This window comes from Peribacillus sp. NPDC058002 (assembly GCF_042886655.1).
In the GTDB taxonomy this organism is placed as follows: Bacteria; Bacillota; Bacilli; order Bacillales; family DSM-1321; genus Peribacillus; species Peribacillus aracenensis.
Window position 1 is genome coordinate 1 of sequence record NZ_JBHVQU010000002.1, and the last position, 24,147, is coordinate 24,147.

General features: G+C 41.0%; 19 protein-coding genes and 1 riboswitch. Of the genes, 5 read left to right on the forward strand and 14 right to left on the reverse strand.

The genetic code is table 11. From position 1 onward, the window contains the following. Positions 1–50: 50 nt before the first annotated feature. The 7 genes from ACFVSH_RS00675 to ACFVSH_RS00705 all read right to left on the reverse strand — a co-directional run bounded on the left by ACFVSH_RS00675 (position 51) and on the right by ACFVSH_RS00705 (position 5,987). On the reverse strand, positions 51–698 hold the full coding sequence (locus tag ACFVSH_RS00675) for an amino acid ABC transporter permease (RefSeq protein ID WP_387704363.1): 648 nt from the start codon (positions 696–698) through the stop codon (positions 51–53). Between the two features lie 32 nt (positions 699–730). After that, entirely contained in the window at positions 731–1,555 is an 825-nt protein-coding gene (locus tag ACFVSH_RS00680; protein WP_387602037.1) for an amino acid ABC transporter substrate-binding protein, read from the reverse strand. 20 nt (positions 1,556–1,575) lie between these two features. Further along, on the reverse strand, positions 1,576–2,109 hold the full coding sequence (locus tag ACFVSH_RS00685; RefSeq protein ID WP_387602035.1) for a GNAT family N-acetyltransferase: 534 nt from the start codon (positions 2,107–2,109) through the stop codon (positions 1,576–1,578). 120 nt (positions 2,110–2,229) lie between these two features. Beyond that, positions 2,230–2,490, reverse strand: coding sequence for a glutaredoxin family protein (locus ACFVSH_RS00690; protein WP_141992636.1), 261 nt, complete (start codon positions 2,488–2,490; stop codon positions 2,230–2,232). A gap of 38 nt (positions 2,491–2,528) precedes the next feature. After that, the gene (locus ACFVSH_RS00695) at positions 2,529–3,863 is read right to left on the reverse strand and encodes an LLM class flavin-dependent oxidoreductase (protein ID WP_387602031.1); all 1,335 of its coding nucleotides are present in this window, start codon (positions 3,861–3,863) and stop codon (positions 2,529–2,531) included. A gap of 56 nt (positions 3,864–3,919) precedes the next feature. After that, positions 3,920–4,942 carry an LLM class flavin-dependent oxidoreductase gene (locus tag ACFVSH_RS00700; RefSeq protein ID WP_387602028.1) on the reverse strand — a complete coding sequence of 341 codons (1,023 nt, stop codon included), beginning with the start codon at positions 4,940–4,942 and terminating at the stop codon, positions 3,920–3,922. Between the two features lie 133 nt (positions 4,943–5,075). Further along, complete coding sequence (locus ACFVSH_RS00705; RefSeq protein ID WP_387602120.1) at positions 5,076–5,987, reverse strand: LysR family transcriptional regulator; 912 nt, start codon at positions 5,985–5,987, stop codon at positions 5,076–5,078. A 402-nt stretch (positions 5,988–6,389) separates the two neighbouring features. Here ACFVSH_RS00705 and ACFVSH_RS00710 point away from each other — a divergent pair, with 402 nt between their 5' ends. Further along, complete coding sequence (locus ACFVSH_RS00710) at positions 6,390–6,602, forward strand: hypothetical protein (protein WP_057278656.1); 213 nt, start codon at positions 6,390–6,392, stop codon at positions 6,600–6,602. 110 nt (positions 6,603–6,712) lie between these two features. Here ACFVSH_RS00710 and ACFVSH_RS00715 read toward each other — a convergent pair whose 3' ends face one another. Both ACFVSH_RS00715 and ACFVSH_RS00720 read right to left on the reverse strand, forming a co-directional pair. After that, complete coding sequence (locus ACFVSH_RS00715) at positions 6,713–8,062, reverse strand: FAD-binding oxidoreductase (RefSeq protein ID WP_387602024.1); 1,350 nt, start codon at positions 8,060–8,062, stop codon at positions 6,713–6,715. A 355-nt stretch (positions 8,063–8,417) separates the two neighbouring features. Then, entirely contained in the window at positions 8,418–9,803 is a 1,386-nt protein-coding gene (locus tag ACFVSH_RS00720; protein WP_387602018.1) for an amino acid permease, read from the reverse strand. Between the two features lie 506 nt (positions 9,804–10,309). After that, positions 10,310–10,388, forward strand: a riboswitch (glycine riboswitch). 206 nt (positions 10,389–10,594) lie between these two features. Between ACFVSH_RS00720 and ACFVSH_RS00725 the strand changes: the two genes are divergently transcribed. The 3 genes from ACFVSH_RS00725 to ACFVSH_RS00735 all read left to right on the forward strand — a co-directional run bounded on the left by ACFVSH_RS00725 (position 10,595) and on the right by ACFVSH_RS00735 (position 13,902). After that, on the forward strand, positions 10,595–11,938 hold the full coding sequence (locus ACFVSH_RS00725) for an amino acid permease (RefSeq protein WP_387602015.1): 1,344 nt from the start codon (positions 10,595–10,597) through the stop codon (positions 11,936–11,938). Positions 11,939–12,226: 288 nt separating this feature from the next. Beyond that, positions 12,227–12,427 (forward strand): DUF3311 domain-containing protein, encoded by a 201-nt coding sequence (locus tag ACFVSH_RS00730; protein ID WP_377395003.1) that lies wholly within the window; start codon positions 12,227–12,229, stop codon positions 12,425–12,427. Continuing rightward, the gene (locus ACFVSH_RS00735; protein WP_387602013.1) at positions 12,424–13,902 is read left to right on the forward strand and encodes a sodium:solute symporter family protein; all 1,479 of its coding nucleotides are present in this window, start codon (positions 12,424–12,426) and stop codon (positions 13,900–13,902) included. The genes ACFVSH_RS00730 and ACFVSH_RS00735 overlap by 4 nt, the downstream gene beginning before the upstream one ends. Positions 13,903–14,515: 613 nt before the next feature. Here the strand turns inward: ACFVSH_RS00735 and argH are convergent. Genes argH through ACFVSH_RS00760 form a run of 5 tightly spaced genes read right to left on the reverse strand, consistent with a single transcriptional unit; the run spans position 14,516 to position 21,177 of the window. Continuing rightward, complete coding sequence (argH, locus tag ACFVSH_RS00740; protein WP_387602010.1) at positions 14,516–16,030, reverse strand: argininosuccinate lyase; 1,515 nt, start codon at positions 16,028–16,030, stop codon at positions 14,516–14,518. 16 nt (positions 16,031–16,046) lie between these two features. Next, positions 16,047–17,735, reverse strand: a complete 1,689-nt coding sequence (locus tag ACFVSH_RS00745) for an ABC transporter permease (protein ID WP_387704365.1) — start codon at positions 17,733–17,735, stop codon at positions 16,047–16,049. After that, on the reverse strand, positions 17,732–18,844 hold the full coding sequence (locus tag ACFVSH_RS00750) for an ABC transporter ATP-binding protein (protein WP_387602004.1): 1,113 nt from the start codon (positions 18,842–18,844) through the stop codon (positions 17,732–17,734). Before ACFVSH_RS00750 ends, ACFVSH_RS00745 begins: the two co-directional genes overlap by 4 nt. A gap of 15 nt (positions 18,845–18,859) precedes the next feature. Further along, a complete protein-coding gene (locus ACFVSH_RS00755; RefSeq protein ID WP_387704367.1) occupies positions 18,860–19,951 on the reverse strand; it encodes an extracellular solute-binding protein in 1,092 nt (363 codons plus the stop codon). After that, positions 19,951–21,177, reverse strand: coding sequence for an ROK family transcriptional regulator (locus ACFVSH_RS00760; RefSeq protein WP_387601998.1), 1,227 nt, complete (start codon positions 21,175–21,177; stop codon positions 19,951–19,953). Before ACFVSH_RS00760 ends, ACFVSH_RS00755 begins: the two co-directional genes overlap by 1 nt. A 254-nt stretch (positions 21,178–21,431) precedes the next feature. On the opposite strand from ACFVSH_RS00760, the gene ACFVSH_RS00765 reads away from it, so the two are divergent. After that, a complete protein-coding gene (locus ACFVSH_RS00765; protein ID WP_387704369.1) occupies positions 21,432–23,939 on the forward strand; it encodes an NEW3 domain-containing protein in 2,508 nt (835 codons plus the stop codon). Positions 23,940–24,147: the final 208 nt, after the last annotated feature.

Below are 24,147 nucleotides of genomic sequence, written 5' to 3' on the forward strand. Positions count from 1 at the left end.
ACCGACACCTCAAGAGATAGAGACCGATTAAGGCGATGTTCATACATCCCTCATATTTTCTCAAACAATAGCACGACTGCATAATAGATAACAGCTAATGAGAGATAGACTTCGAGAGCATGTGCAGTTGCAGCAATTAATGTCTCTCCCCTGCCCATCATATCCATCACGCCGATGGTAAAGGCAAGCGAGGTATCCTTCAAGGATCCGATAATAGAGTTTGCGATATTCGGAAAGGCAATCCTTATGGCCTGAGGAAGCACAATTCGAAAAAAGCTTTGACTATTATTCATGCCAACAGAATAGGCTGCTTCCGTTTGCCCATAATCGACAGCCTTAATCGCTCCTCGGAATATTTCTGCGAAATGTGCCCCATTACTTAATGCATAAGTAATAATGACAAAATACAGAGCATCCATTCTTGAAATATCAATATTAATGAATAAAAGGATTGCAGGCAGTCCATAAAAAACTAGAAATAATTGTATTAAAATAGGAGTTCCCCGAATGAATGAAATATACAAAATGACTAGTTGATTCAAAACTGGGATACGAAATAATCTCAGGATGGCTGCCGCTATCCCGATGATCATTCCTAATAAAACGGATGCTGCCAGAATTTGCAATGTTACTCCAAGATAATAAATTAATGTCGGAATGAAATCGACGATTAATGAAGGATCAAATGACTTCCCCATGCTTTAGCACCTCCGAGCTTACTACTATCTAATTAAAATCCTACTGAATAGTCTGCGCCAAGCCACTTTTTACTTAGTTCGCTAACTACCCCATCTTTTTTCAGCTCCACAAGTGCTTCATCAATTCTCTTCTGTAAAGGCGTTTCGTCTTTTCTTAGCAAAAAGTATACTTTTGAATTAAGAAGCGGCTCACCCACAACCTTTTGCTGTGCATCTGCTTGTTTATTTAAGAAGTCGACTGCAAATGGTGTAGTAATGGTAGCATCCGCCCGACCAGTTTTGATTTGATTCTTCGTATCATCTGCGCCTTGGCCAGAATAAACAATTTCAATACCGGCATCATTCTCTTTATTATACTTTTCAAGAAAAACAGCAGAATTGCTCGTTGCACTCACTATCGCTTTTTTCCCTTTTAGATCTTTAATGGAATGGATATCATTATTGTCCTGATGAACTGTAACTTGAAGCGGAAAGACATTATAGGGTTCTTTATTAAATAGAAATTTTTCTTTTCGTTCATCATTCACCTCCATTTGGTGAGCAACAAAATCTATTTTGTTCGTTTCTAAACTTAATAATAGATTAGAAAATTCCATCGTTTTAAATTCAAATTCATATTCAGGCAGCCTTTCATCGATTTGACGAACCAACTCTACATCATAACCTGTCAACTTACCATTACTATCCAAAAAGCAAATATTAGGGAATTGCGTCCCAGTTCCGACAATGATTTTCTGAACTTTTTTATCTTTTGAATCTCCAGAACTTGATTTTGCTGTACTCGTTGTTTCTTTCGAAGAGCAAGCTCCCAAAAAAGTAAGTAACAGTGCGATAACAATTAATAATGTTTTTCTCATCTCAAATTCCCCCGACGTTTTTAATTACTAACAATTGGTTCTTTATTTTCAATAATGCGAAACAACGTTTCATCTAGAATTTTACGAAGATACACAATTTTTTCTCCATCGTGATCTCGTTCAGCAAAAATCTCATAGCCTCTTCTTTCATAAATGGAAACAAGCCAAGGATGACGATCAGCTGTCGCCAAATAGACAGCAGGCGCTTTCACCTGTTTTTGAAGTGCATTTTCTTCCACCCAGGTTAACAACGTCGAGCCAAAACCTTTTTGTTTGTATAGGGGGTCGACTGCAAACCACCAAATGAATGGGTACGGACTGAAATGATCAGGATCATTCCATGGGTGACGAACTGTCACAGTGGAAACAATTTGGCCCTCTTGTTCTAAAACATAAGTGAGATTCCGCCGAATATTATTCGTCACTAGCTGCAAATCAGCTGTCGCAGCCAGAAAGTTAATATTCAATTCTCTAATTGGTTCATAAGCCCGAAGTGTAACGGTAAGCACTTCAGGAGCATCTTTTACAGTGGCAAGACGGATTAGCTGTGTCATGATTAACTCCTCGTTTCTATAACATATTATTTACACAAGAATAGTCGGAATTATATCTGCAATTTTTCATTATTCAATCAGTCATACTTAAAGACTCAGATTTAAAAGCGTGAATTTTTGTTATTGTACACGTTTAAGTACTTTTTCAAGATGAGGAATTCCAATTTCAGTAACGCTCTCATATACGCTACCTCGCCCAATTTCAATAATGGGTACATACCGAACACCATATTTGATTTCTAAAATATCTCGCCGATCATCATGATTGGTAACATCCACCGTTTGATAAGCGATCTCCTTTTCTTTTAAGTATTGTTTAACCTCTTCGCAATAGTGGCATCCTTGTTTTGACCAAACGACGACAGATAATGCTTCTCCCATTTCTTATTCCTCCTTTAATTTTTCAAATGATTCTTCAATCATTGATTAATGCTTTCTTTCGCATAACGATTTTCCGGGAATGGAAGGCCCAAGTTGCCTCTTAAGGTTTCTGCTTCATATTCTGTACGGTATATTCCCCTTTTTTGAAGGATAGGGACCACATAGTCTACAAAGTCACTTAATGCATTGGGAACACTTGAAGAAAAGATAAATCCGTCCGCCCCCTTCTCTTCAAACCATTGCTGAATCAAATCCGCTACATTCTCTGGAGTTCCAATGAAAGAAGTCCGGGGTGTTGTCTCCTTAAGTGCTACTTGACGGAGCGTTAACTGTTTCTCCTTCGCTTCCTGTTTAATTCGATCAGTTGTACTTCGGAAACTGTTTTTTCCGATGTCTCCGAGATTTGGGAAAGGTGCATCCAGTTCATATTGGGAAAAATCATGATGATCGAAGTAACGTCCCAAATAGTCAAGCGCCTTATCTATAGAAACTAGGTTAGCTAGTTCTTGATATTTGTGTTCCGCCTCTTCCTCAGTTGCACCAATGATTGGCGCGATACCTGGCAGAATAACAATTTCATCAGGTTTTCTCCCGAATGCAATAGCCCTATTTTTTACATCTTGATAAAAAATCTTTGCATCTTCCAATGTTGGTTGACCTGTAAAGATTGCATCCGCTTCTTTAGCCGCAAAATTTTTGCCAGCTTCTGATGAGCCAGCTTGAAAAATGACAGGTCTCCCCTGTTTAGATCTGGCAATGTTGAGTGGTCCATGCACGGAGAAAAATTCTCCTTTATGCTTTAATTGATGCATTTTAGAAGGATCAAAAAACTCACCGGACTCTTTATCCCGAGTAAACGCGTCATCCTCCCATGAATCCCAAAGTCCTTTGGTGACTTGTATATATTCTGATGCTATCCGATAGCGTTTGGCATGATCAGGGTGTTCCTCAATCGTTTTGTTATAGTTCAAGGCCGTACTCTCAAGAGGGGTAGTAACAAGGTTCCATCCGCCACGACCTTGACTAATGTGATCAAGTGAAGCAAATTGCCGGGCTACAGTAAATGGCTCACTGTATGAGGTGGAAACTGTTCCGACAAGTCCTATTCTTGATGTGAAAGCAGCGAGTGCGGATAAAATGGTAAGTGGTTCAAATCGATTTAAGAAATGCGGTATTGACTTCTCATTGATAAACAATCCGTCAGCAATGAAAAGTAAATCGAACTTTCCCTCTTCAGCCTTCTGGGCCTGCTCCTTATAAAATTCAAGACTAACACTGGCATCTGCTTGAATGTCTGGATGTCTCCAACCAGATATACTCCCTCCAACTCCATGAATAAGCGCTCCAAATTTCAACTTTCTCTGCTCAGACATCAATACTCCTCCTTTAATTAATCGGTATTCAGCTTTGCTGACATCCACCATCTACGCTAATTTTGGCTCGTAACGTGTTTCTCTTCAGATAAGGCTAATTGAAGCGGACTCAACAATCGAAAAGATCTGAACCTTTCTGCTTCCTTTAAAACCGGCGAATGTAGGATAAACTCATCTACACCGTACTTTTCATGTAAATTTGCTAAGACTTCTTTTACATAAGAAGGAGTTCCAGCAATGATATTGGAATCTTGTTCTTCTATTTCGTAAGGCTCCCCAGACTGCTTCCCGAATAACTCTGCTTGCGATAGTGTTTGGACCGTGACAGAACGACCGCTTTTGAGATGAACTTTCACAATCTTCTGGTCACCTGTTAACTGTTCTGCTTCTTGCTGTGAAGGAGCAGCAATCACTGAAACCGATACCTTAAAGCTTCCAGTTGGATAGATACTTTGGTAAATGCGTGAAGCATCTTCGAGTACAGTCTCATTACTATTGATAAATTGAGCAAATACATAAGCTATACCAAGATCGGCTGCTAATCTGGCACTGTCAGCACTTGCACCAAGCAGAAACATCTTAGGCTTTTTGGAAGGGAGCGGTGTCGCTTGAATGCCTGCAAGCGGGTGAGCTTCATTAACCGAATTTCCAATTATTTCTTGCAGGAAAGATAACCGCTCTTTGAAATCTTTTCCATCATTCACAGTTCCAAACTGCAGCGCCTTCGTTGATAAGGGGAGGCCGCCTGGTGCCTTTCCGATGCCAAGGTCTACCCTGCCTGGCGAGAGATTCGATAATACGTGAAAGTTTTCCGCCACCTTATATGGACTATAATGCTGAAGCATAACACCTCCGGAACCTACCCGAATCGATTTTGTCTGGGCTAATAAATAAGAAATCAATACTTCCGGGGAGGACCCCGCCAGCTGTTCGGCATGATGATGTTCCGATACCCAGAAACGGGTATAACCCCACTCTTCTGCATGTCTAGCCAGATTAATGGTTTGCTGTAGCGCATCAAATGCTGAAGCTCCTGGAAATATCGGGCTCTGGTCTAAAATGCCAAGCTTATAACTCATATTCTCTCCTCCGTTTTAATTCAAAGTTTACTTATGTGAATAATTATATTTTGACATATCCTATCATCTAAAACATGCTAATGGCAATGGTTTTACTAATAGAAAAAAATATTGTATTGATAGAAAATATCTATCAATTCGATTGTATCTGTAATTGCTGATGGTTTTTCTCAAATTTCCGAATCGATAAAAGAATGTCTTTCCATAATAAAGGGGATTCCATCCCGTGATTTAAATGCGTCAGATAGATGTGCTGCTTTATCTTGAGTAAATGTGACACATCCACTTCAATCAAATTTCCCTGTTCTAACTCTTTTTTAATACATAAGTACGGTAAAAATCCGATACAGCTTCTGCTAAGAATTAGCGACTTCGCCACTTCCAGGTGATCAACCTGAAAATCAATGCGCGGCTCTACATTGGACACTTCAAAAATTTTATGAACGTGGTTCCAGTCAAGTGCACCACACTCAAAAAATACCAACGGCTCCATTGCTAATTCCTGTACTGTTAGCCCAGTTCGAAGTTGAAATGGATGTCCTGGATACACGACTAAACGAATCGAATTATCAAGGGTTTTGTAATTTTGCAGACCACTATGTGTAACATCCTTCATAAAGGCTATATCAACTTGTTTCTGAAGCAATTTTTCCATTAATGCATCATTTGTTGCTGAAATAAATTTAAAGCGTAAATTTGGGTTTTCCTTTTTCCATAGAGGAAGAGCAAATGGAATAAAGTATTGCGATGTAATGATATTAGCCCCAATCGTTATTTCCTCCAGTTCGCTTCCTGTTTTCAACTGCTTTTTCCCCTGGTGAAAGGTACGAATAATTTGATCAGCAAATGGAATGAAGGCTTTCCCTTTTTCGGTTAAAATAATCCCTCTTCCTTGCCTCTCAAATAGTACTGAATCGAGTTCACTCTCAAGGGTCTTAATTCTTGCCGAAACAGTTGGCTGTGATAAAAACATTGCTTCTGCGGCTTTATGAAAACTATTAAGGTGAACAACATACATAAATGCTTCAATATGATCAATATTCATCTTGCCAACTCCTTTTCCAAAATGAACGCAAAAAGCTCCTGTTCGCTTTTCGCGTTCAGGAGCTTTCGGTTGTCCAATCAGCTCATCCACTTATAATAATTCTTTCTCCGATTTTAATCTGATAAAACCAATAAGTAAAGTATAATTTAATTTACAGAACAACAAAAAATCACGATATATTTTTTACGTTTTCATACATTATGATATTCAAGGAACGTAATAGTAATTATGCAGATGAAAATTTCAGGATTCTAAGTAAATAAAACGAATACTTTTTGGCCGTTTCAGAACTTTTCCAAACTGTCCATCCTGTCTACGTTATATTTTTTTCTCCTTATAAAATAGAAAAGAACTGTCATCCTAATGGAGTAATTCCAATAATGACATAAGGAGAGAAACCACATGCCTCAGCAACAAATTGATATCAACCAATTAAATCAAGCAAAAGCAAACGTTACCCTTACGCAAACCTTACTTTCACAAGCAATTGAAAAATCTTCCTCTGATCCAACTTTGGCACAAGAAGCCATTAAACAAGCTGCTCAAGAAATCGCCCAAGCCCAATCTTCCGTAAATCAGGTATACAATACAGTACAAGCTCAGCAAGCGGAATGATTTTGAGCATTATCTCGATTAATTGATTCAAAACAAGAAGAAAGAGGCCTATATCCAAATTTAGGAATAGGCCTTTATATAACGAATGTTTTTGGTGAATCCAAGCTTTTTCACCCCCACTTATTTAATGGCGGTATACTTTGTGGGAACTTAAACGCATTGTATGGATCATACCTCGTTTTCACTTCCCTAAGCCGTTTGAAATTTTCTCCATAATACGCAGTTGGCCAATCTTTGATTAGAGTATCCGGCCAATTCACATAGTCACCGGTAGTAAATGGCGACAAGGCATGCTTCAGGTCCTTGATCCAACGAATGTTTTGCCGCTCTTCTTCTGGATTGGTCCATGTAGCCTGATACTCCTGGGCGATGATGGCATCGCGATAATAAAAAGCTGTCTCCTTTGGATCTTTAAGCCCCGCCACTCCTCCTAAGGATTGGTGCCAAATGGCTGCATCTTCATTTGGAGCATTTCCTAAAAAATGTTTCATGGTCATGATTGCTTGCTGCGGAAAAGCTTTTTCAATGAAAGATCCTGACCTCTTTCGATACGCCGGTTGATTTCCAGCTGGATAATCAAAGAATCTTACGGCTTCAATGTATGGGACTTCCTTTATCATGACATTTATTGGTGAACCAGTTTTTGTCAAAGGCTTTAATAGCTGCTTCAATCTATGTGACGTTCCAACAAATTCACCTTTAGCAAAAATTTCGTTTGCTTCCTTTGCCTTGAACTCTATTTCTGAAGTTAAGCATTCATCAGCTTGAGGGGCCCAATCCTGCCAGGCTTCAAACACCGCTTCGAAATCTTCCCACCCCCATGTGACGGAGAAAATAGATACCCTTGATACGGGGGTTACCCTGAAAGTAAGAGAAGTGACTATGCCAAAGTTTCCCCCTCCTCCCCCGCAGCAAGCCCAAAATAAATCACTATTGATTTTCCTATTTGCTTTAATGAGTTTGGCGCCCCTCTTTCCACACGCCCTTACCATTTCTATTTCAAGTAGATTGTCACAAGTAAGTCCAAAGCGCCTCGTTAACATACCTATTCCACCGCCGAGCGTAAGACCTACAACACCAACACTGCTTTCGGTCCCTGCCGGAATCGTCGTTCCATAGTTCCATAACGTATTATATACTCGCCCTAAATCAGCTCCGGCTTCAATTTTTGCGATCATTTTTTCACGATTGACCTTGATATTGTACATTTCACTAATATCAATGACTAGACCGCCATTCACTAATGAAAAATTTTCATAACTATGCCTGCCGCTCCTAACCCGGAAAGGTGCATGATTTTCCCGGGCCCACTTCAATGAATTCAACACATCATCGGAATTTTGACAAAACACAATGACCTTTGGGAATTTAGAAAAACTTAAGTTATTATTTATCCTGGCACGCTCATACTCAGCATCATTAGGTGTAACGATACGCCCGGTAAGCTTTGTTCTTTCCAAAAGATAACCCCTTCCTCGAGTAAATATGTTACATCCTATGAAAAAACCTGGCAGGAAGATACATTCCTCTTGCTGGCCCTCCCTTGTAATGGGGTCAATTTAGCTTTACTCGTGAATTTTTCAGTTTTACTCGTGAATTCAACGCATTTACTCGTGAATTCCACGGTTTTACTCGTGAATTCCAGCTTTACTCGTGAATTCAACTACTTTACTCGTGAATTCCACGCATTTACTCGTGAATTCCACGCATTTACCCGTGAATTCAACGGTTTTACTCGTGAATGAATTCAGCAATTGATCCCCAAAAAAAAAAAAAGCCCTTCTCGAGTTAAGAGAAGGGCTTTTTGTTACCTTATCAGGAAATCTCATCATTGGATTTAACATCCAATGGTGTTCGTTTATCCATTTTCAGCATGTAATAACTTGCTGCGACCAAGGCTAGGAAAACGATCCCGACAACCAAGGAAATCCTTGTGCTAGGATTGATCCACATACCGACCAGCACCATCAGTAAAAAGGCAATTGTCGCATAGTTACTGAAAGGGGCCAACGGCATTTTGAACGGATGTTTCTCCATTTCAGAAGCATTCACCTTTCTGAATTTAAGCTCACTGATAAGTATGACAAACCATGGAATCATCCCGGGCAATACACTCGCACTGTACACATAAAGGAATAATTGCGGCGGTGCAAGGTAATTCAGGATAACCCCGATGCCCAATCCTAAAAGTACAGCGATCGTGCAATATGCCGGCACTCCATTTTTTGATACTTTAGCAAAGGCTTTCGGGGCTTGGCCATTCAATGCCAGTGTGTAAAGCATACGTCCTGCACTGAAAATCCCACTGTTGCATCCAGACATTGCTGCAGTGATTACGACAAAATTGATGATGCCTGCCGCTGCAGTGATACCTATTTTGGCAAAGGTTGAAACAAACGGACTGCCTAAGTCATCCAGTTGATCCCAAGGGAAGACGGTCACGATGACGAATATGGCACCAATGTAGAAAATTAAAATGCGCCATATGATTGATTGGATCGCTTTTGTTACGGTCTTGGTTGGATCTTTCGCTTCTCCGGCTGTGATGCCGATAAGCTCAACGCCTTGATAGGCAGCCACGACAAGGGAAAGCGCGAAGAAGAATCCTTTCCAGCCTCCCGTAAAGAAGCCGCCATTTGCCCAAAGATTCGATAATCCAATAGCATCCCCGCCATTCCCTATTCCAAAGAAGATAAGGCCAAGGCCAGCAATGATCATCAATATAATCGTTATGATTTTTATAAGTGCAAACCAAAATTCAAATTCCCCGAAGGATTTTACCGAAATAAGGTTTGCCGCCCCCAAGATGATCATGGCGACCACACCTGGTATCCAAGCAGGTAACTCCGGGAACCAATATTGCATATACAACCCAACTGCGATGATTTCGGACATTCCGACGATTACCCATTGAAACCAATTGCTCCAAGCAGTCATATAACCTGCCAAGGGATGTATATAGCTGCTCGCAAAGGTTGCAAAAGAACCTGTAGTCGGTTCTAAATATAGCATCTCACCCATGGAACGCATGATGAAAAATATAAAAATACCTGCGATTGCATAAGCAAGCATTACAGAGGGCCCGGTCCATTTGATCGTGCTCGCAGATCCCATGAATAACCCGACCCCGATGGTTCCGCCCAAGGCTATCATTTGAATATGTCTTGATTCCAGCCCTCTCTTTAATTCCTTGTTCGACATGATTAACTCCCCCAGATGCAATATCGGTAATGCTTTTCCATCCTTGCCACGAACGACTCTCTTTTAATTAGAATTGCTTTATCGTAATCAATATTACATAACACTTCAATTATGTTTTCTTATCTTATAATAGTAAATATTCTGTAAAAATACAATTGTATTTTTGAAATAAACAGTTACCAATAATATCTTGTCGATTTTTCTAATCTTAAAATATCATTTTAAAAAAATGATGTTCAGTATTTTATAATAGTGTTCGTTCAAAAAGAGTGGAAAACTATCATTTCTGCTTAAACCTTAAGTTAAATACAGACCACTATTAAACTGCGGATAATGCCTGTTTCATTTCAAAAAAATTTGTTGACCAATCGAAAAATAGATGATAGAATTCCAATATTATTTTATAAGCATAATGAATGATCCAACAGTGGAAGATTAACACTGACAGACATTTATTCACAACCGCATACAAGCAAGCGATGAATGCTATGGATGACACTATAGCAGGAGCAGCTTCTGGAGAGACTGTACAAGATGCAGCGCCGAAGGATTCACAATCTCAGGCAAAAGGACAGAAGAGTAACGAATGATAGAATTGTTATTCTGAACCCTTTAAGAGATTGGTATTATCCAATCTCTTTTTTTATTGTCCAATTTGTGATTGGACTTAAAACTACACTCTTGAAAACCATGGAATAGGCAAGCAGGGCAAAAAATCACGCCCATCTCTCCAAGACCATGCAGGTTGAAATCATTCACTAACAAGACTATAAAAAACGGGGGCGCAAGAATTGGCTAAACAGGAATTAAAAAGAGATTTAAAAAATCGACATGTACAACTGATTGCAATAGGAGGAACCATTGGCACCGGTTTATTTTTAGGATCCGGAAAAGCCATACAATTGGCTGGACCTTCCATTATATTCTCCTATCTGATAATAGGAATTGCTTTGTTTTTTGTGATGAGGGCGCTGGGCGAATTGCTATTATCCAATGCAGGTTATGCATCATTCACTGAATTTGCAACCGAATATGTCGGTCCATGGGCTGGATTCGTGACAGGTTGGACATATTGGTTCTGTTGGATCATGACCGCAATGGCCGATATCATAGCTGTCGGTGTCTATATACAATATTGGTTCGATATCCCTCAATGGATTCCGGCCCTAATATGCCTAGTCATTCTGTTAGGGTTGAACCTATTGACCGTTAAGTTATTCGGCGAATTGGAATTCTGGTTTGCCATCATTAAAGTAGTCACGATCATTGCCTTGATCATCGTAGGAATCATTCTTTTGATCATCGGCTTCAATACCAATACCGGAACGGTTTCCGTAACGAACCTATGGAATCATGGGGGCATGTTCCCCAATGGCATTTCCGGATTCCTATTATCTTTACAGTTAGTCGTCTTCTCATTTGTCGGTGTCGAATTGGTCGGGGTTTCCGCAGCGGAAACGGCGAACCCGAGAAAGAACATTCCCTCTGCCATCAATAAAATCCCTGTCCGGATTTTACTTTTCTATGTGGGTGCCCTATTCGTCATTCTCTGTGTCAACCCATGGACACAACTTGATGCCACGAGCAGCCCATTTGTAGAGGTCTTTGCGTTAATCGGCATTCCTGTCGCTGCAGGAATCATCAACTTCGTCGTGTTGACATCCGCTGCTTCTGCATGCAACAGCGGTTTATTTTCAACAAGCCGGATACTCTATACGTTAAGCAGGAATGGCGAAGCCCCTGCTAAACTGGAAAAATTAAATAAACAGGCTGTTCCAAGCAATGCCTTATTAACATCCACCATCGTTGTATCAATAGGGGCATTATTGAGCAAGCTGATACCGGAACAGGCGTTTACCGTGGTGACGACCATCAGTGCCATCTGTTTCATTTGGGTATGGAGCATCATCTTGATCTCCCATATCAAATATTCGAAAACAAGGCCTGATCTAAGAGCTCAATCGACTTTCAAGGCTCCTTTTACACCCTTTGTCAATTACGCTATTTTAGGATTATTCCTATTCATCCTTATTGTTATGCTATTCGCTGAAGCTACACGACTATCACTGCTTTTGACCCCGATCTGGTTCATACTCTTGGTGATACTATATAACTATCGGAAAAAAAATAGCTAAAGGAAATAAAGTCTTGAATTCAATTCGAATTCAAGGCTTTCTCCATCTAAGAAACATATCAAGATTAGGCAGTTGGCGCTTTTTTGCTAAAATATATCACCCAACTCCATTAAATTTTATATCAAAATAGTGTAAGCTATTATATATCATCGGACCTTTTTAAAAGAAGGTAAATCCGTCTTGCATGAATTTTCCTTCCCGGTTTGGTTCACCAAAGCCATCAGTGGCATTGAAGAATAAACCCCATTGATGGACGTTTCACTTATTTAAAACGGAGGGGTTTGTTTAATGAAGATTATATATATCCTTACTCTAGTTCCTTTTATAGGCATACTAGGATTTCTACCTTTTGTTAATAAAATAGAACCATACGTATTAGGGATGCCTTTCAATATGTTCTGGATGGCTATGTGGGTTGTCCTTACCTCTGCCATATTGGGCATCATGTATAAGCTGGATCCCAGGAATCGGGAAGGTGACCCGAAATGAATATTGCTCTCTTAATCATTTTAGCATTTTTACTTCTATCGATATTTTTAGGGATACGCTCTTCAAAAGGAAAAGATATGGACTTGGAACAATGGACGGTGGGCGGACGTGGTTTTGGTGCGATTTTCGTCTTTCTGCTGATGGCCGGTGAAATCTATACGACCTTCTCCTTCCTTGGCGGCAGCGGCTGGGCATATGGCAAGGGCGCACCCGCTCTATATGTTCTAATTTACATTACTTTGTCTTACGTATTATCCTATTGGCTCCTTCCGGAAATATGGAAATATGCCAAAGAAAATAAACTGATGTCTCAATCCGATTTCTTTGTGAGCAAATATAAGAGTCCCAGTTTAGGAATTTTGGCTGCACTTGTCGGTGTGGTGTCGATGATTCCAGTGATCGTCGTGCAGCTGAAAGGATTGGGAATCATTGTCTCAGAGGCATCTTATGGTGCCATCTCAATGCCCGAGGCAGTTTGGATGGGGGCGATCAGCCTTACCATTTATGTGATGATCTCCGGAATACACGGTTCTGTTTGGACAGCGGTCATTAAAGATATCATGATGGTCGCCATAATAGGATTTTTGGGGATTTATCTGCCGATCCATTACTTTGGCGGATTTCAGCCGATGTTTGAAGCGATTGATGCGGCCAAACCTGGTTTTCTAAAGTTCCCTGACCAGGGACTTAGCGTATCATGGTTTATCTCCACGGTAATATTGCTCGTATTCGGTTTCTATATGTGGCCGCAAGTTTTCAGCGCTGTCTTTTCAGCACGCAGCGGCAAGGTATTTCGAAAGAATGCCATCATCAGTCCTTTATATACGCTCATGCTGTTATTCGTCTTTTTCGTTGGGTTTACAGCTATATTGAAAGTGCCCGGACTTGTTGGGGCAGATGCAGACCTCTCATTGCTGCGCCTTTCGATCGAGACCTTTGATCCATGGTTTATAGGCATAATCGGCGGAGCTGGATTGTTGACCGCGTTGGTGCCGGGATCCATGCTTTTGATGAGCGTCGCTACACTGCTCGCGAAAAACGTCTATAAGGAATTTGCACCTGCAGTGTCCGATCGCCACGTTGTACGATTGGCAAAGTTCCTTGTTCCAGTCATTGCCCTTATAGCCGTCTACTTCACCTTAAACGGCGGCGAAACGATGTCAGCATTAATTCTAATGGGCTACAGTCTCATTACACAGCTATTCCCGTCCCTGCTCTTTAGTCTGAAGAAGAATAATCCCATCAATAAATATGGCGCAATCGCCGGCATTATCACCGGATTATTCATCGTAATCTGCATTACACTCAGTTCTTCAACTATAGGAACCTTGTTTCCATCCTTGCCGCAAGCCGCAAAAGATTTGAATGTGGGAATCATCGCCTTGGCGGTCAATTTCATTGTGATGATCACGGTAAGTCTTGCTTTCAGAAAGCACGCGGTTCAGTTGGAACCTAAATCCATTAACGATATATGAAACAAATTTGAAACTGTTTTTTTGGATAGATAAACATTGAGGCTCAGTCAAAAGACTGAGCCTTCCTTATTATCGACATCCAAAGTCATAATGTCCTTTTTCTTAAGAGTGATTATAGAAAGTTAATAGCAGCCAAAAGACAAAGTCCCATAATAAACTACTAATCTTTTTTGTTTATAAACAAATTCCCTATTTTAGCTAATAAATACAACGAAAAAATAATCATCAAGGTTCGGGATACTACCAGACCATCAATAGCTAAATCATATCCTTTAGGTATTAATAATTTAGGGTTAAAGCATAAAGTAATCGATATTACGAAGGTTATTAAAACTAGGATAAACCCGAACTGAGATCTATTTGACATTAGCATTCCACCTTATATTGTGTATTTTACAAAAAGCAGCATATCTGAAGGAAATAATATACATCCATTGTTACTAGGGATATCTCAGTTGCAATAAAAAATCCAAAATAAATAGTCACCCTATAAAGAATGACTATTTATCATAAAATATGAGCTTTCGCAGTGAAGTGCATCGTATTGCGTCCAAGCCAACAAAAAATACTCTTTTTAAGAGGTTCGGGCTTTTACTCGTGGATTTCATGCCTGTTAAAACTCACTTCCTTCTTTCCCGTACCTTCCGTAATCCATTAAAGCCTTCCTGCCGTCATTCATTGCTTCAACGATTCCCTTATATTCGTGCAACTGTTGCTCCAGTTTTTGTTTTCTTTTTACGATCATCCTCGTTACCTCTTTCGGGCTGGGCCCGCCTTGAATGCTTCTAATTTCCACAAAGTATTCGGGAGAGATGATCTTTTTCCATTCGTCTTCAGTTAAATTCACTGCAACGAATTCATTGATGATCTTATTGATGTCTTGTGTGTCCCAATCATAAAGCTCCTTCCCTTCACCTATCGACCGTTTTGCAATATGACTGGCTATGGAATGAGCTTTTCTAAAGGATATCTCGTAATCTCTTGATAAGGTATCCGCTAATTCAGTAACCGTTATACTGGATTTTGCGGCCATTTTCTTTGTATGTTCTCCATTTACTTGCAAAGTCGATATGACGGCATACATGAGTTTCATGACACGTCCTGCATTCGAAAATGCTCGATATAAATGCGGCTGTAAATCATCTTCCGTATCGACGATATCACCAAATGGTGTATTGTGGATCATATTCATTGCAGCGAGTGCATCACCATATGCACTGCTAGCAATCGAACGGGAATGTTCAATGGAAACCGGATTTCTTTTTTGCGGCATGATGCTGCTCACTTGAACATAAGGATCCGCAACATGAAATGTACCAAACTCCCTTGTCACATGCTGCAGGAAATCTTGAATCCATCTCCCTGTATCGACCATGCACGTCATGATGGCCGTTGCGGTTTCCAATAAATAATCCGCCCCTCCTATCGAGTCATAGGAATTCTCTATCACCGAATCAAATCCAAGCAGTTCGGCAGTACGGTTCCTGCTAATCGGAAAACCGGTGGTCGTTAACGCGGCAGCGCCCAAAGGCGATTGGTTAACCGTTTCATAGGCTGCCCATAACCGGCCAATATCCCTTTGAAGCACATCATAAATGGCTAAAAAGTAATGTCCTATCGTAGTCGGCTGAGCCGGTTGGGTATGCGTGTAACCAGTTATATAGGTTTCTGTATGTTTTTCAGCCTGCACCAGGAATGCCTCACTCAAATGATTTGCATAGCCAATCAATTGGAGCATATGGCCTCTCAAAACAAGCCGGTACATCGCGACTCCCATATCATTACGACTGCGGCCGATATGAATCTTCCCTGCAAGTTCATGACCGATTTCCTCACCTATCTTTGCCTCCATCATGAAAAATAAGTCTTCGAATTGGGGCTGATAGGTCAACTGCTCGAGATCTGTTTGGGCCACTTTCCGAATCCCGTCAAGCATGGTTTCCGCCTCTTCTTCTTTAATGATCTTTTGTTCCGAAAGCATGATGACATGTGCCCGATGAATATCGAACATTGCATGAAATAAGTAATCTCTTTGATCATTAAAAACAGGCATCAGAAGCTCTCTAGCATAGGTTTTTCCGGGAAAGACACTACCTTCATTTTTGATAAAATCTTCAATCCTGCTCATCTTTAAACCTCCAAATTTATAAAGCTTTTTCCGCTTTGATTCCAAAAAACTTGTTCGAGATAAAGAGAACGATTACAATCAGCGTGATTTGAATCATCCCATAGGCAGCTGCCTGCCCCATATTGAACATTCGAAGCTGATTCATGATTTCAATGGATATGGGCCTGTTTGAAATAGTGTACAACAGGACCGAGGTCGGGAATTCCCCCACAGATTCGATAAATGCCAATAATGTCCCTGATAAAACGCCAGGCATAATAATCGGAAAAATGACCTTTCTGAAGGTATAAAACCACTTTGCCCCCAAATTTCTGGCCGCTTCTTCAATCGAATCATCAAGCTGCTCCAGAACGGCGTTAGTCGAGCGGACAACGAGTGGAATATGTCTGACGAAATAGGCAAGAGGCAAAATCCAAAATGTTCCTACCAATATTTGACCGAAAGAAAAAACGCTAGGTTCATTGAATGCGAATATCAAGTTCATCCCTATGACCGTTGCAGGCAACGCCCAAGGAATCATGACCAGAATATCGACAAAGCTTTTCCCGACGAATTTCCTTTTGACAAGCACATAGGACGCTATGACCCCAAACACCAGATTTGCCAACGTTGCCATAACCGCCATCAGTAAGCTATTTCGTAACGGTTTGAAGATATTAGGATCTTCAAACAAAAGCCTGTAATTTTCCACATTAAATACTGTTGGATACGTTTGAAATGTCCAGGTTCCATCCGGCACAAGTGAAAGCAAAAGAATCGTAAAGTGCGGTAATAGCAAAATAATTACGCCAATGATGCCCGTTACGACCATCACCCATTTCATAATCGGGCTCTTCACTTCGCTCCTGTGTGCCCCAATCCCTTTCGAAGCCATGCGATAATCTTTCCTATTCTGATACCAACGCATGAATAATAGAAATGAAATCGAAACGATGGATAGAATGACGGATTGAGTAGCGGCAATTTCCATATCACCATTTATTTTTGAAAAATAAATTTGCAGGCTCAACACCCTGTATCCGCCAGCCAATAAAAACGGGGCACTGAATGAAGCCATTGATATCATGAAAACAAGCAAAGCAGCGGCAACGATGGCAGGTGTCAATAATGGAAATGTCACCTTCCAAAAAACCTTGAATTTATTAGCTCCTAAGTTATAAGCAGCTTCTTCAAGTGATGGATCTATTTTATTGATTGCAGCGGATACGGTCATATAAAAATAGACATACATCGTATAGGCATGCACGATAAGGATTCCCGAAACCCCGCCAATTTTAAATGGAACTTTATCGAGACCAAACAGGTCCTTGATGGCGTTCGGAATCAATCCCGATTCTCCATATAAAAACATAAAAGCCATGACCCCTACCAATGATGGAAGGACAATCGGCAAAATCGCTGCCGATGAAAAGAAGCTTCTGCCGGGAAAATCATAACGGTTAAAGATAAATGCGAGCGGAATGCCAATCAAGGCACTGACCAATACACTCAATAAGGATATATAAACGGAATTCCATAGCGCCTCTAGGTTCGTTTTCGATTCCTGCACGAAGAAGTCCTGATAATTTCCAAGGGATATCGTTCCGTCTTTTTGCAGACTTTCGATAAAGGTCCTCAACGATGGGTAGAGAACATACGCTACGAGCACCATAACAACTGGTATAAGGAGCAAAATCGTCAATCTCTTATCACGATTTTTAATCATGGGGCATCACCGCTTATGATAGGGATAAGACGCAGCTGTTTCTCAGGAAGCTGGACATACACTTCCTTTCCTTGATGAAAGTATCCAAAATCCTGAGTGTTGAATACGTCAACCCTTAGTAACACATCTTGAACATCCACCATGACATTCACAACAGATCCAAAGAATTGGACGGAATTTATTTTACCTTTAAAGATATTCGTTCCTTCTTCGGCTGCATCCAGAATTCTGATTGCTTCAGGACGAATCGAAACAGCAAGATCAGCATCAGTCTGTACGATTGAAATTCCTTCCCAAGCTTGATTTTCTACATTCAATTTAATCGGTTGTTCACTATTTTTAAGCGCAACCTCTATATTCTCTTGTTGAACGTTTTCGACCTGAACGGGCAATAGATTAATCTCGCCTATAAAACTCGCCACAAAGTCATTGGCCGGCTGATTATAAATTTCTGCCGGCGTCCCGACCTGGTGACATACACCATAATTGAACACAGCGATCCGATCACTCATGGATAATGCCTCGGCCTGATCATGTGTGACATAAATGGTGGTAATCTTATAATCACGCTGCAGCCTTAAGATTTCCACTCTCATTTCATCACGAAGCTTGGCGTCCAGATTACTTAATGGCTCATCCAGCAGTAATATTTCCGGTTCAATGACCAGTGCTCTCGCAAGGGCCACCCGCTGCTGCTGCCCTCCGCTTAACTGGCTCACTTGCCGATTCGAGTAGCTCTCTAGCCTGACCTTTTGGAGGGCATCCAGCACTCTCCTCTTTAAGTCAGCAGAAGAAACTTTTCTTACACGCAAGCCAAACGCTACATTATCAAAAACAGTCATGTGGGGAAAGAGGGCATAGTTTTGAAAAACCATGCCAGTATTTCTTTTCTCCGGAGGTACACGCGTCATATCTTTGTCGCCAAATCGGACGACACCTTTTGTCGGATAATAAAAACCGGCAATCATCCGAAGCGTTGTCGTTTTCCCGCAGCCACTTGGACCAAGAAAGGTAAAAAACTCCCCTTCTTTTATTTCCAGATTTAAATGGTCGACAGCTATCGTTTTCCCGAAGGCTTTTTGGACATTCTCTATTTTTATTGACGCCATCCCAACGACACTTCCTTATTCTTTAATTTCTTTATCTCCACTTTTAATATTTTCGTCCCAATATTTCATCCACTCGTCACCTTTTTCTTCGAATGCATCCCAATCAATATCCATCGCTTTAATTTCTGTTTCCGTGATCCATTCAGGTAAATCCTTCACATCATTTCTGGTCGGAATTCTGTAAAATTCATCCGCTAGAATTTTTGCGGCTTCCGGTGAATTCACAAACTCATAAAAGGCTTCTGCCGCTTTTGGGTGCTTGGCACCTTCAACGATGGCGATACCTTCTGTCAAAACTGGCGTTCCGCTTTCTGGAATGACAAATTCAAACGGATAATTTTTATTTTCCTTAAGCATGACAACATCCGGCATTGCCCAAACGGAAAGTGAGCCCTCTCCTTTGGCCACCTTGTTATACATCATTTCCGGGTTTGCTGAATATTCCTTTGTGTTTTGGTCGAGCTTCTTTAACCAGTCATACCCTTCTTTTGGATCATTAGTATCCTTATACGTACGATAGATCATCGCAGAAAAGATTGTCCTCATCGTTCCGGAGGCTAACGGATAGCGAATGATGATTTCGTCTTTCCACTTTGGATCAAGCAGCTCATCCCAATCTTTCGGCACCTCGTCTTTTGATAGTTCTTTGCTGTTATACATGATGACTTCCGGCGTCTGGCTCGTTCCCGTCCAATACCATTCCGGATCGTGGAATCCTTCATCGAGACTATCGGAATAGCTAGGCTTATAAGCAGCCAGCAGCCCATCACTCTTTGCTTGATTGAAGTTCGTGGAAGGTGCCCCCCACCAAACATCTGCCTGCGGATTGCTTTTCTCTGATCGAACGCGGTCAAGGATTTCCTGAGACCCCATATCAAGCCACTCAACATCAATACCATACTCATCTTCGAACTGTTTTTCGAATTTTGATAAAATATCTTTGCCATGCGGTGAATAAACAACGATCTTATCTTCCAGCTCACCTTTTTTTCCCTTGGCACCGCCAGCTTCCGAATTCGTTTTCGTATCTGCACCGTTACATCCCGAAATCAATAGTGCAGCCGATAAGACCATTACTGAAACAAGCGACTTTTTCTTATTTTTCATTAATACTCCCCCTCTTCACGAAAATTCAAAATGCCATCATGTTCCCTTAAGAAAAGGGAAACCGCTCCAAGTACTCCTGCGTTTTCTCCCAGTTGTGAAGTTTTCATTTCTACTAAACTAGGAAGATACCGATCAACGATTTCCCGAATTCTAGGTAAAATGTATTCAGATGAATTTAAAACACCACCTCCTAAAATAATCACCTCTGGATTTAGTAAACTGGCCGCATTGACTATGCCGCAGGCCAAATGCTCGATGGCTTCATTTATGACGGCAATGGCTGTCGCGTCTCCTTTTTTTGCTGACAAAAAGGCATCCTCCCCCGATAGTTCGGAAGATTTGGCCCGTTCGAATAAAGAATGCTGAGGATCCTTGAGAACCTCCCTTGTATAATGACTGCCAATCGACTTTCCTCCTGCGACACTTTCCAAATAGCCGTATCTATGGAAAACCGGCTTGAATTCACGCTTCATATCCTCTTTGTCCGTTACCATATATCCCATTTCCCCAGCTGCACTGGAAGCTCCTCTGTATAACTGGTTATTCAAGATGATGCCGCTTCCTATCCCCGTACCAACCGCAATGAACAGTAAATTCCGCTTATTTTGGGCATTGCCCAGCCATTGTTCACCTAGCGCAGCCGCGTTTACATCATTGTCTAGAAATATGGGGAAATCAAAATACCGTTTCGCTTCGGCTATGAACGGATATTGTACCCAGCCTAAACTCGGTGCCTCTATTACCAATCCGCTTGCCGTTTGCGTTATACCAGGAATCCCGACTCCCATCCCCAATACCCTGCCTTTCGTAATCTGATTCTTTGCAATTAACCGTTCCGTTTCAATCGCCATTTGTTTAAGAAGCCCTGATTGTAAATAGGTGTTAGTTGAAAAGCTAGTGTCGGCAAGGATGTTGCCGCTTAAATCACTTAAAATGATTTTCACTTTCGTCCCGCCTATATCGACCCCAATGATATAGGAAGCCTTTTCATTAAAAAAGAGCTGGATAGGCCTTCTCCCGCCTTGAGAAGAGGATTCTCCTATTCCTTTCTCGAATACCCATTTCTCCTGTATAAGTTCATCCACAGCCAGAGAAACAGTTGGTTTACTTAGCTGAAGCTTAACGGCGATTTCAGCTCTTGAAATGGGCGAACATTCCTGGATGCATTGAATGATTCTTTTTTTATTGACATATTTCTGATGACTGGTTGATCTTTTAAAACTCATCACATCACGGCCTTACATCATTTAGTTAGTAAATCTTCCTAATTAAGTAAAAATATAACTTAAAAAAATCCAGCATACAAGTTTTTTCTGAACTTTTAGAATGTTTAATTTTTAATAGTTACTTCGCATCATTTACATTTATAACCATCAATGTTATTTATTAGATAAGTTTTTTTCGTCTGGGTTAGTTAGAAAATATTACTAACCTACATTTTTTTAGGTGTTTTACAAAATTGAAGGGGGTTAAAAGAATAATGAAAAAAGCTCTATTATCGTTGCTTTCCCTTTTGTTGGTCCTTGCCTTATTGCCGCTTGGAGGTAGAGCTGCAAATCCTGAGGAAACCAACGTTGAGTTATGGAATGCGGTCAAGCCGCTCGAGACAACCGTGACATTCTTGAACAGCGGTGCACATCCGGATGATGAACGCAGTGATTTTCTCGCTTATTTATCGAGAGGGTTAGGGGTTAAGACATCCAGCCTGATTGCAAACCGTGGTGAAGGAGGACAAAATGAAATTGGGGATGAACTGGACAATGCTCTTGGGATCATCCGTTCAAGGGAAATGATAGAAGCTGCAAAAATCACCGGGGTCAAGGCCTATCATTTAAGTGAAACTACCTCAGATCCCATTTATGATTTCGGTTTCTCTAAAACACCAGAGGAAACATTGGAAAAGTGGGGTGAGGAACTCACCTATGAAAGGCTAATCCGCTTTATTCGGACGTATCAGCCGGATATATTGATGCCATCCTTTCAAAATGATGATACCCAGCATGGACATCACCGAACAATGACAATCTTAAGTGAACGTGCCTTTAAGGATGCCGCCGACCCAACCGTGTTTCCACAACAATTGAAACAAGGTCTCTCAGTATGGCAGGTGAAAAAGTTATATTTACCCGTTTCCTCGGCAGATCAAGCAACCACTTCAATTGAAATTGGTAAATTTGACCCGATTTACAATATGACTTACCCTCAGCTTGGAGAACAATCACGCTATCTGCATAAAAGCCAAGGCATGGGTACTGATATTCCTGCAGCACCTCGCCAGATCCATCTGGATTTGAAGCAAAGCGCCGTTGATACAAAAAAACAGTCTGACCTTTTTGCAGGTGTACCTTACAATTTTACTGAATGGGCCGAAAAACTCCCTCGCCAAGCCTCAAAATTGAAAGGTGAATTTAAATACCTGCAACGGAATTTGGACGCCGTCATTGCGGCTTATCCAAATGAAAAACGTGTTTTTTCAACATCCCAAAATGCTCTCTCCAATGTTCGTTCAATTACTGCGCAAGTCAAAAAGGCAAAGCTAAGCCCTGCCATTAAGAACGACTTGCTTCATAAGCTCTTATTAAAAGAAGAGCAATTGCAAAACGTCAGTTATGTCTCTTCAGGACTCGAAGTTCAAGCTAACGCGGCTTCAAAGATCCTTACGAAAGGCCAAAGAACGAATGTTACCGTTACCGTGAAGAATAAAGGGAAACAAACTTTAAAAAAAGTCACTGCTGCTTTGAACGTGCCTAAAGGCTGGAAGACCAAAACAAAAGCTAAAGATGTCAATCTGGCACCAAATAAATCAGCGACAATGACCTACCTGGTCGAGGTCCCAGAAGATGCAGCCTATTACCATGCCTATGATCACTCAACCATTACAACAAGCATTTCATATAAATACGGCAGCACAAAAACGGCCATCAAGGAAGAATTGGACGGAACGATCGCTGTCCTTCCCGACGTTGGCCTTACCCTATCTCCTGAAGATATAGTCGTAAATACAGCAGATGTAAAAGAAGAAGTCCCAGTGACCGTAACCTTGAAAAACTACACAGAAGGAAAAACATCAGCTAAGGTCGCTTTAAAAGTTCCTGAAAATTGGGGAGTTCATCCCCAAAATGCCACAGTATCATTTAATGAAAAATCAGAGGAAAAACAAGTGAAGTTCACTCTCAGACCGCCTAAGGCAATCCAAAATGGTGAATATCAGGTTAAGGCAGCTGCTACTGTCAATGGGAAAACCTTCGATTCGACCATTCAGGAAATTTCCTATAACCATATCGGAACATTCTATTACCAATACCCAGCAGCTATCGACACCGTTGCATTTGAGCTTTTGAAGCCAGCTTCATTAAAAGTGGGGTACATTGAAAGTGGATTCGATAAAGTGGCAGATTATTTGAGCAATGCAGGCCTGAACATTACGAAGTTAACTGCAGCCGATTTAGCTAAAGGTGATTTAAGTCAATATGATACGATCGTTACAGGCATCCGTGCTTATCTATCAAGGGAAGATTTAAAGGCAAATAACGCACGCTTACTTGAATATGTGGAAAACGGCGGTCATCTCGTCGTTCAATACCATAAACCGGGTGATGGATGGGATGCCCTGAAGACAGCTCCATATCCCCTTACCCTCGGGAATCCTTCCATTCGCTGGCGGGTAACCGATGAAAATGCCAAGGTAAACGTCTTGAAACCAGAATCTACTCTCTTTAACTATCCAAATAAAATAACAAGTGATGACTGGAGCAATTGGGTCCAAGAAAGAGGATTGTATTTCCCAATGGAATGGGATGAACGGTTTGAAACATTCATTTCCATGGCCGATCCAAATGAAGAACCGTTTGATGGCGGAATCCTCATGACTAAATACGGCAAAGGAACCTACCTCTACACCAACCTTGTCCTATATAGGCAAATTCAAAGCCAGGTACCAGGCGGATATCGAATCATGACGAACTTAATTAGTTACGGTGCCAAGTAAATAAAAAAAAACCTATGCATGCGGCGAATGCATAGGTTTTTTTTGATGCTTGCCCGATGATTTAATAAACATGCCTGACTGACTCCTGCTCTAAAAAACAAAAAAGTCATGCACAAAGATAAGGAAAAGGCTGATGCGTTTGGGTTGCCCCTCATTTCCCGCATTCCTTTCCCACACTTCATGCACAATTTCATTCATGATGTACCAT

Excerpts from the sequence above, each read along its gene's own strand:
- ACFVSH_RS00675 (WP_387704363.1), bottom strand. The coding sequence starts at position 698 with ATGGGGAAGTCATTTGATCCTTCATTAATCGTCGATTTCATTCCGACA.
- ACFVSH_RS00680 (WP_387602037.1), bottom strand. The coding sequence starts at position 1,555 with ATGAGAAAAACATTATTAATTGTTATCGCACTGTTACTTACTTTTTTG.
- ACFVSH_RS00685 (WP_387602035.1), bottom strand. The coding sequence starts at position 2,109 with ATGACACAGCTAATCCGTCTTGCCACTGTAAAAGATGCTCCTGAAGTG.
- ACFVSH_RS00690 (WP_141992636.1), bottom strand. The coding sequence starts at position 2,490 with ATGGGAGAAGCATTATCTGTCGTCGTTTGGTCAAAACAAGGATGCCAC.
- ACFVSH_RS00695 (WP_387602031.1), bottom strand. The coding sequence starts at position 3,863 with ATGTCTGAGCAGAGAAAGTTGAAATTTGGAGCGCTTATTCATGGAGTT.
- ACFVSH_RS00700 (WP_387602028.1), bottom strand. The coding sequence starts at position 4,942 with ATGAGTTATAAGCTTGGCATTTTAGACCAGAGCCCGATATTTCCAGGA.
- ACFVSH_RS00705 (WP_387602120.1), bottom strand. The coding sequence starts at position 5,987 with ATGAATATTGATCATATTGAAGCATTTATGTATGTTGTTCACCTTAAT.
- ACFVSH_RS00710 (WP_057278656.1), top strand. The coding sequence starts at position 6,390 with ATGCCTCAGCAACAAATTGATATCAACCAATTAAATCAAGCAAAAGCA.
- ACFVSH_RS00720 (WP_387602018.1), bottom strand. The coding sequence starts at position 9,803 with ATGTCGAACAAGGAATTAAAGAGAGGGCTGGAATCAAGACATATTCAA.
- ACFVSH_RS00730 (WP_377395003.1), top strand. The coding sequence starts at position 12,227 with ATGAAGATTATATATATCCTTACTCTAGTTCCTTTTATAGGCATACTA.
- ACFVSH_RS00735 (WP_387602013.1), top strand. The coding sequence starts at position 12,424 with ATGAATATTGCTCTCTTAATCATTTTAGCATTTTTACTTCTATCGATA.
- argH (WP_387602010.1), bottom strand. The coding sequence starts at position 16,030 with ATGAGCAGGATTGAAGATTTTATCAAAAATGAAGGTAGTGTCTTTCCC.
- ACFVSH_RS00745 (WP_387704365.1), bottom strand. The coding sequence starts at position 17,735 with ATGATTAAAAATCGTGATAAGAGATTGACGATTTTGCTCCTTATACCA.
- ACFVSH_RS00750 (WP_387602004.1), bottom strand. The coding sequence starts at position 18,844 with ATGGCGTCAATAAAAATAGAGAATGTCCAAAAAGCCTTCGGGAAAACG.
- ACFVSH_RS00755 (WP_387704367.1), bottom strand. The coding sequence starts at position 19,951 with ATGAAAAATAAGAAAAAGTCGCTTGTTTCAGTAATGGTCTTATCGGCT.
- ACFVSH_RS00760 (WP_387601998.1), bottom strand. The coding sequence starts at position 21,177 with ATGAGTTTTAAAAGATCAACCAGTCATCAGAAATATGTCAATAAAAAA.
- ACFVSH_RS00765 (WP_387704369.1), top strand. The coding sequence starts at position 21,432 with ATGAAAAAAGCTCTATTATCGTTGCTTTCCCTTTTGTTGGTCCTTGCC.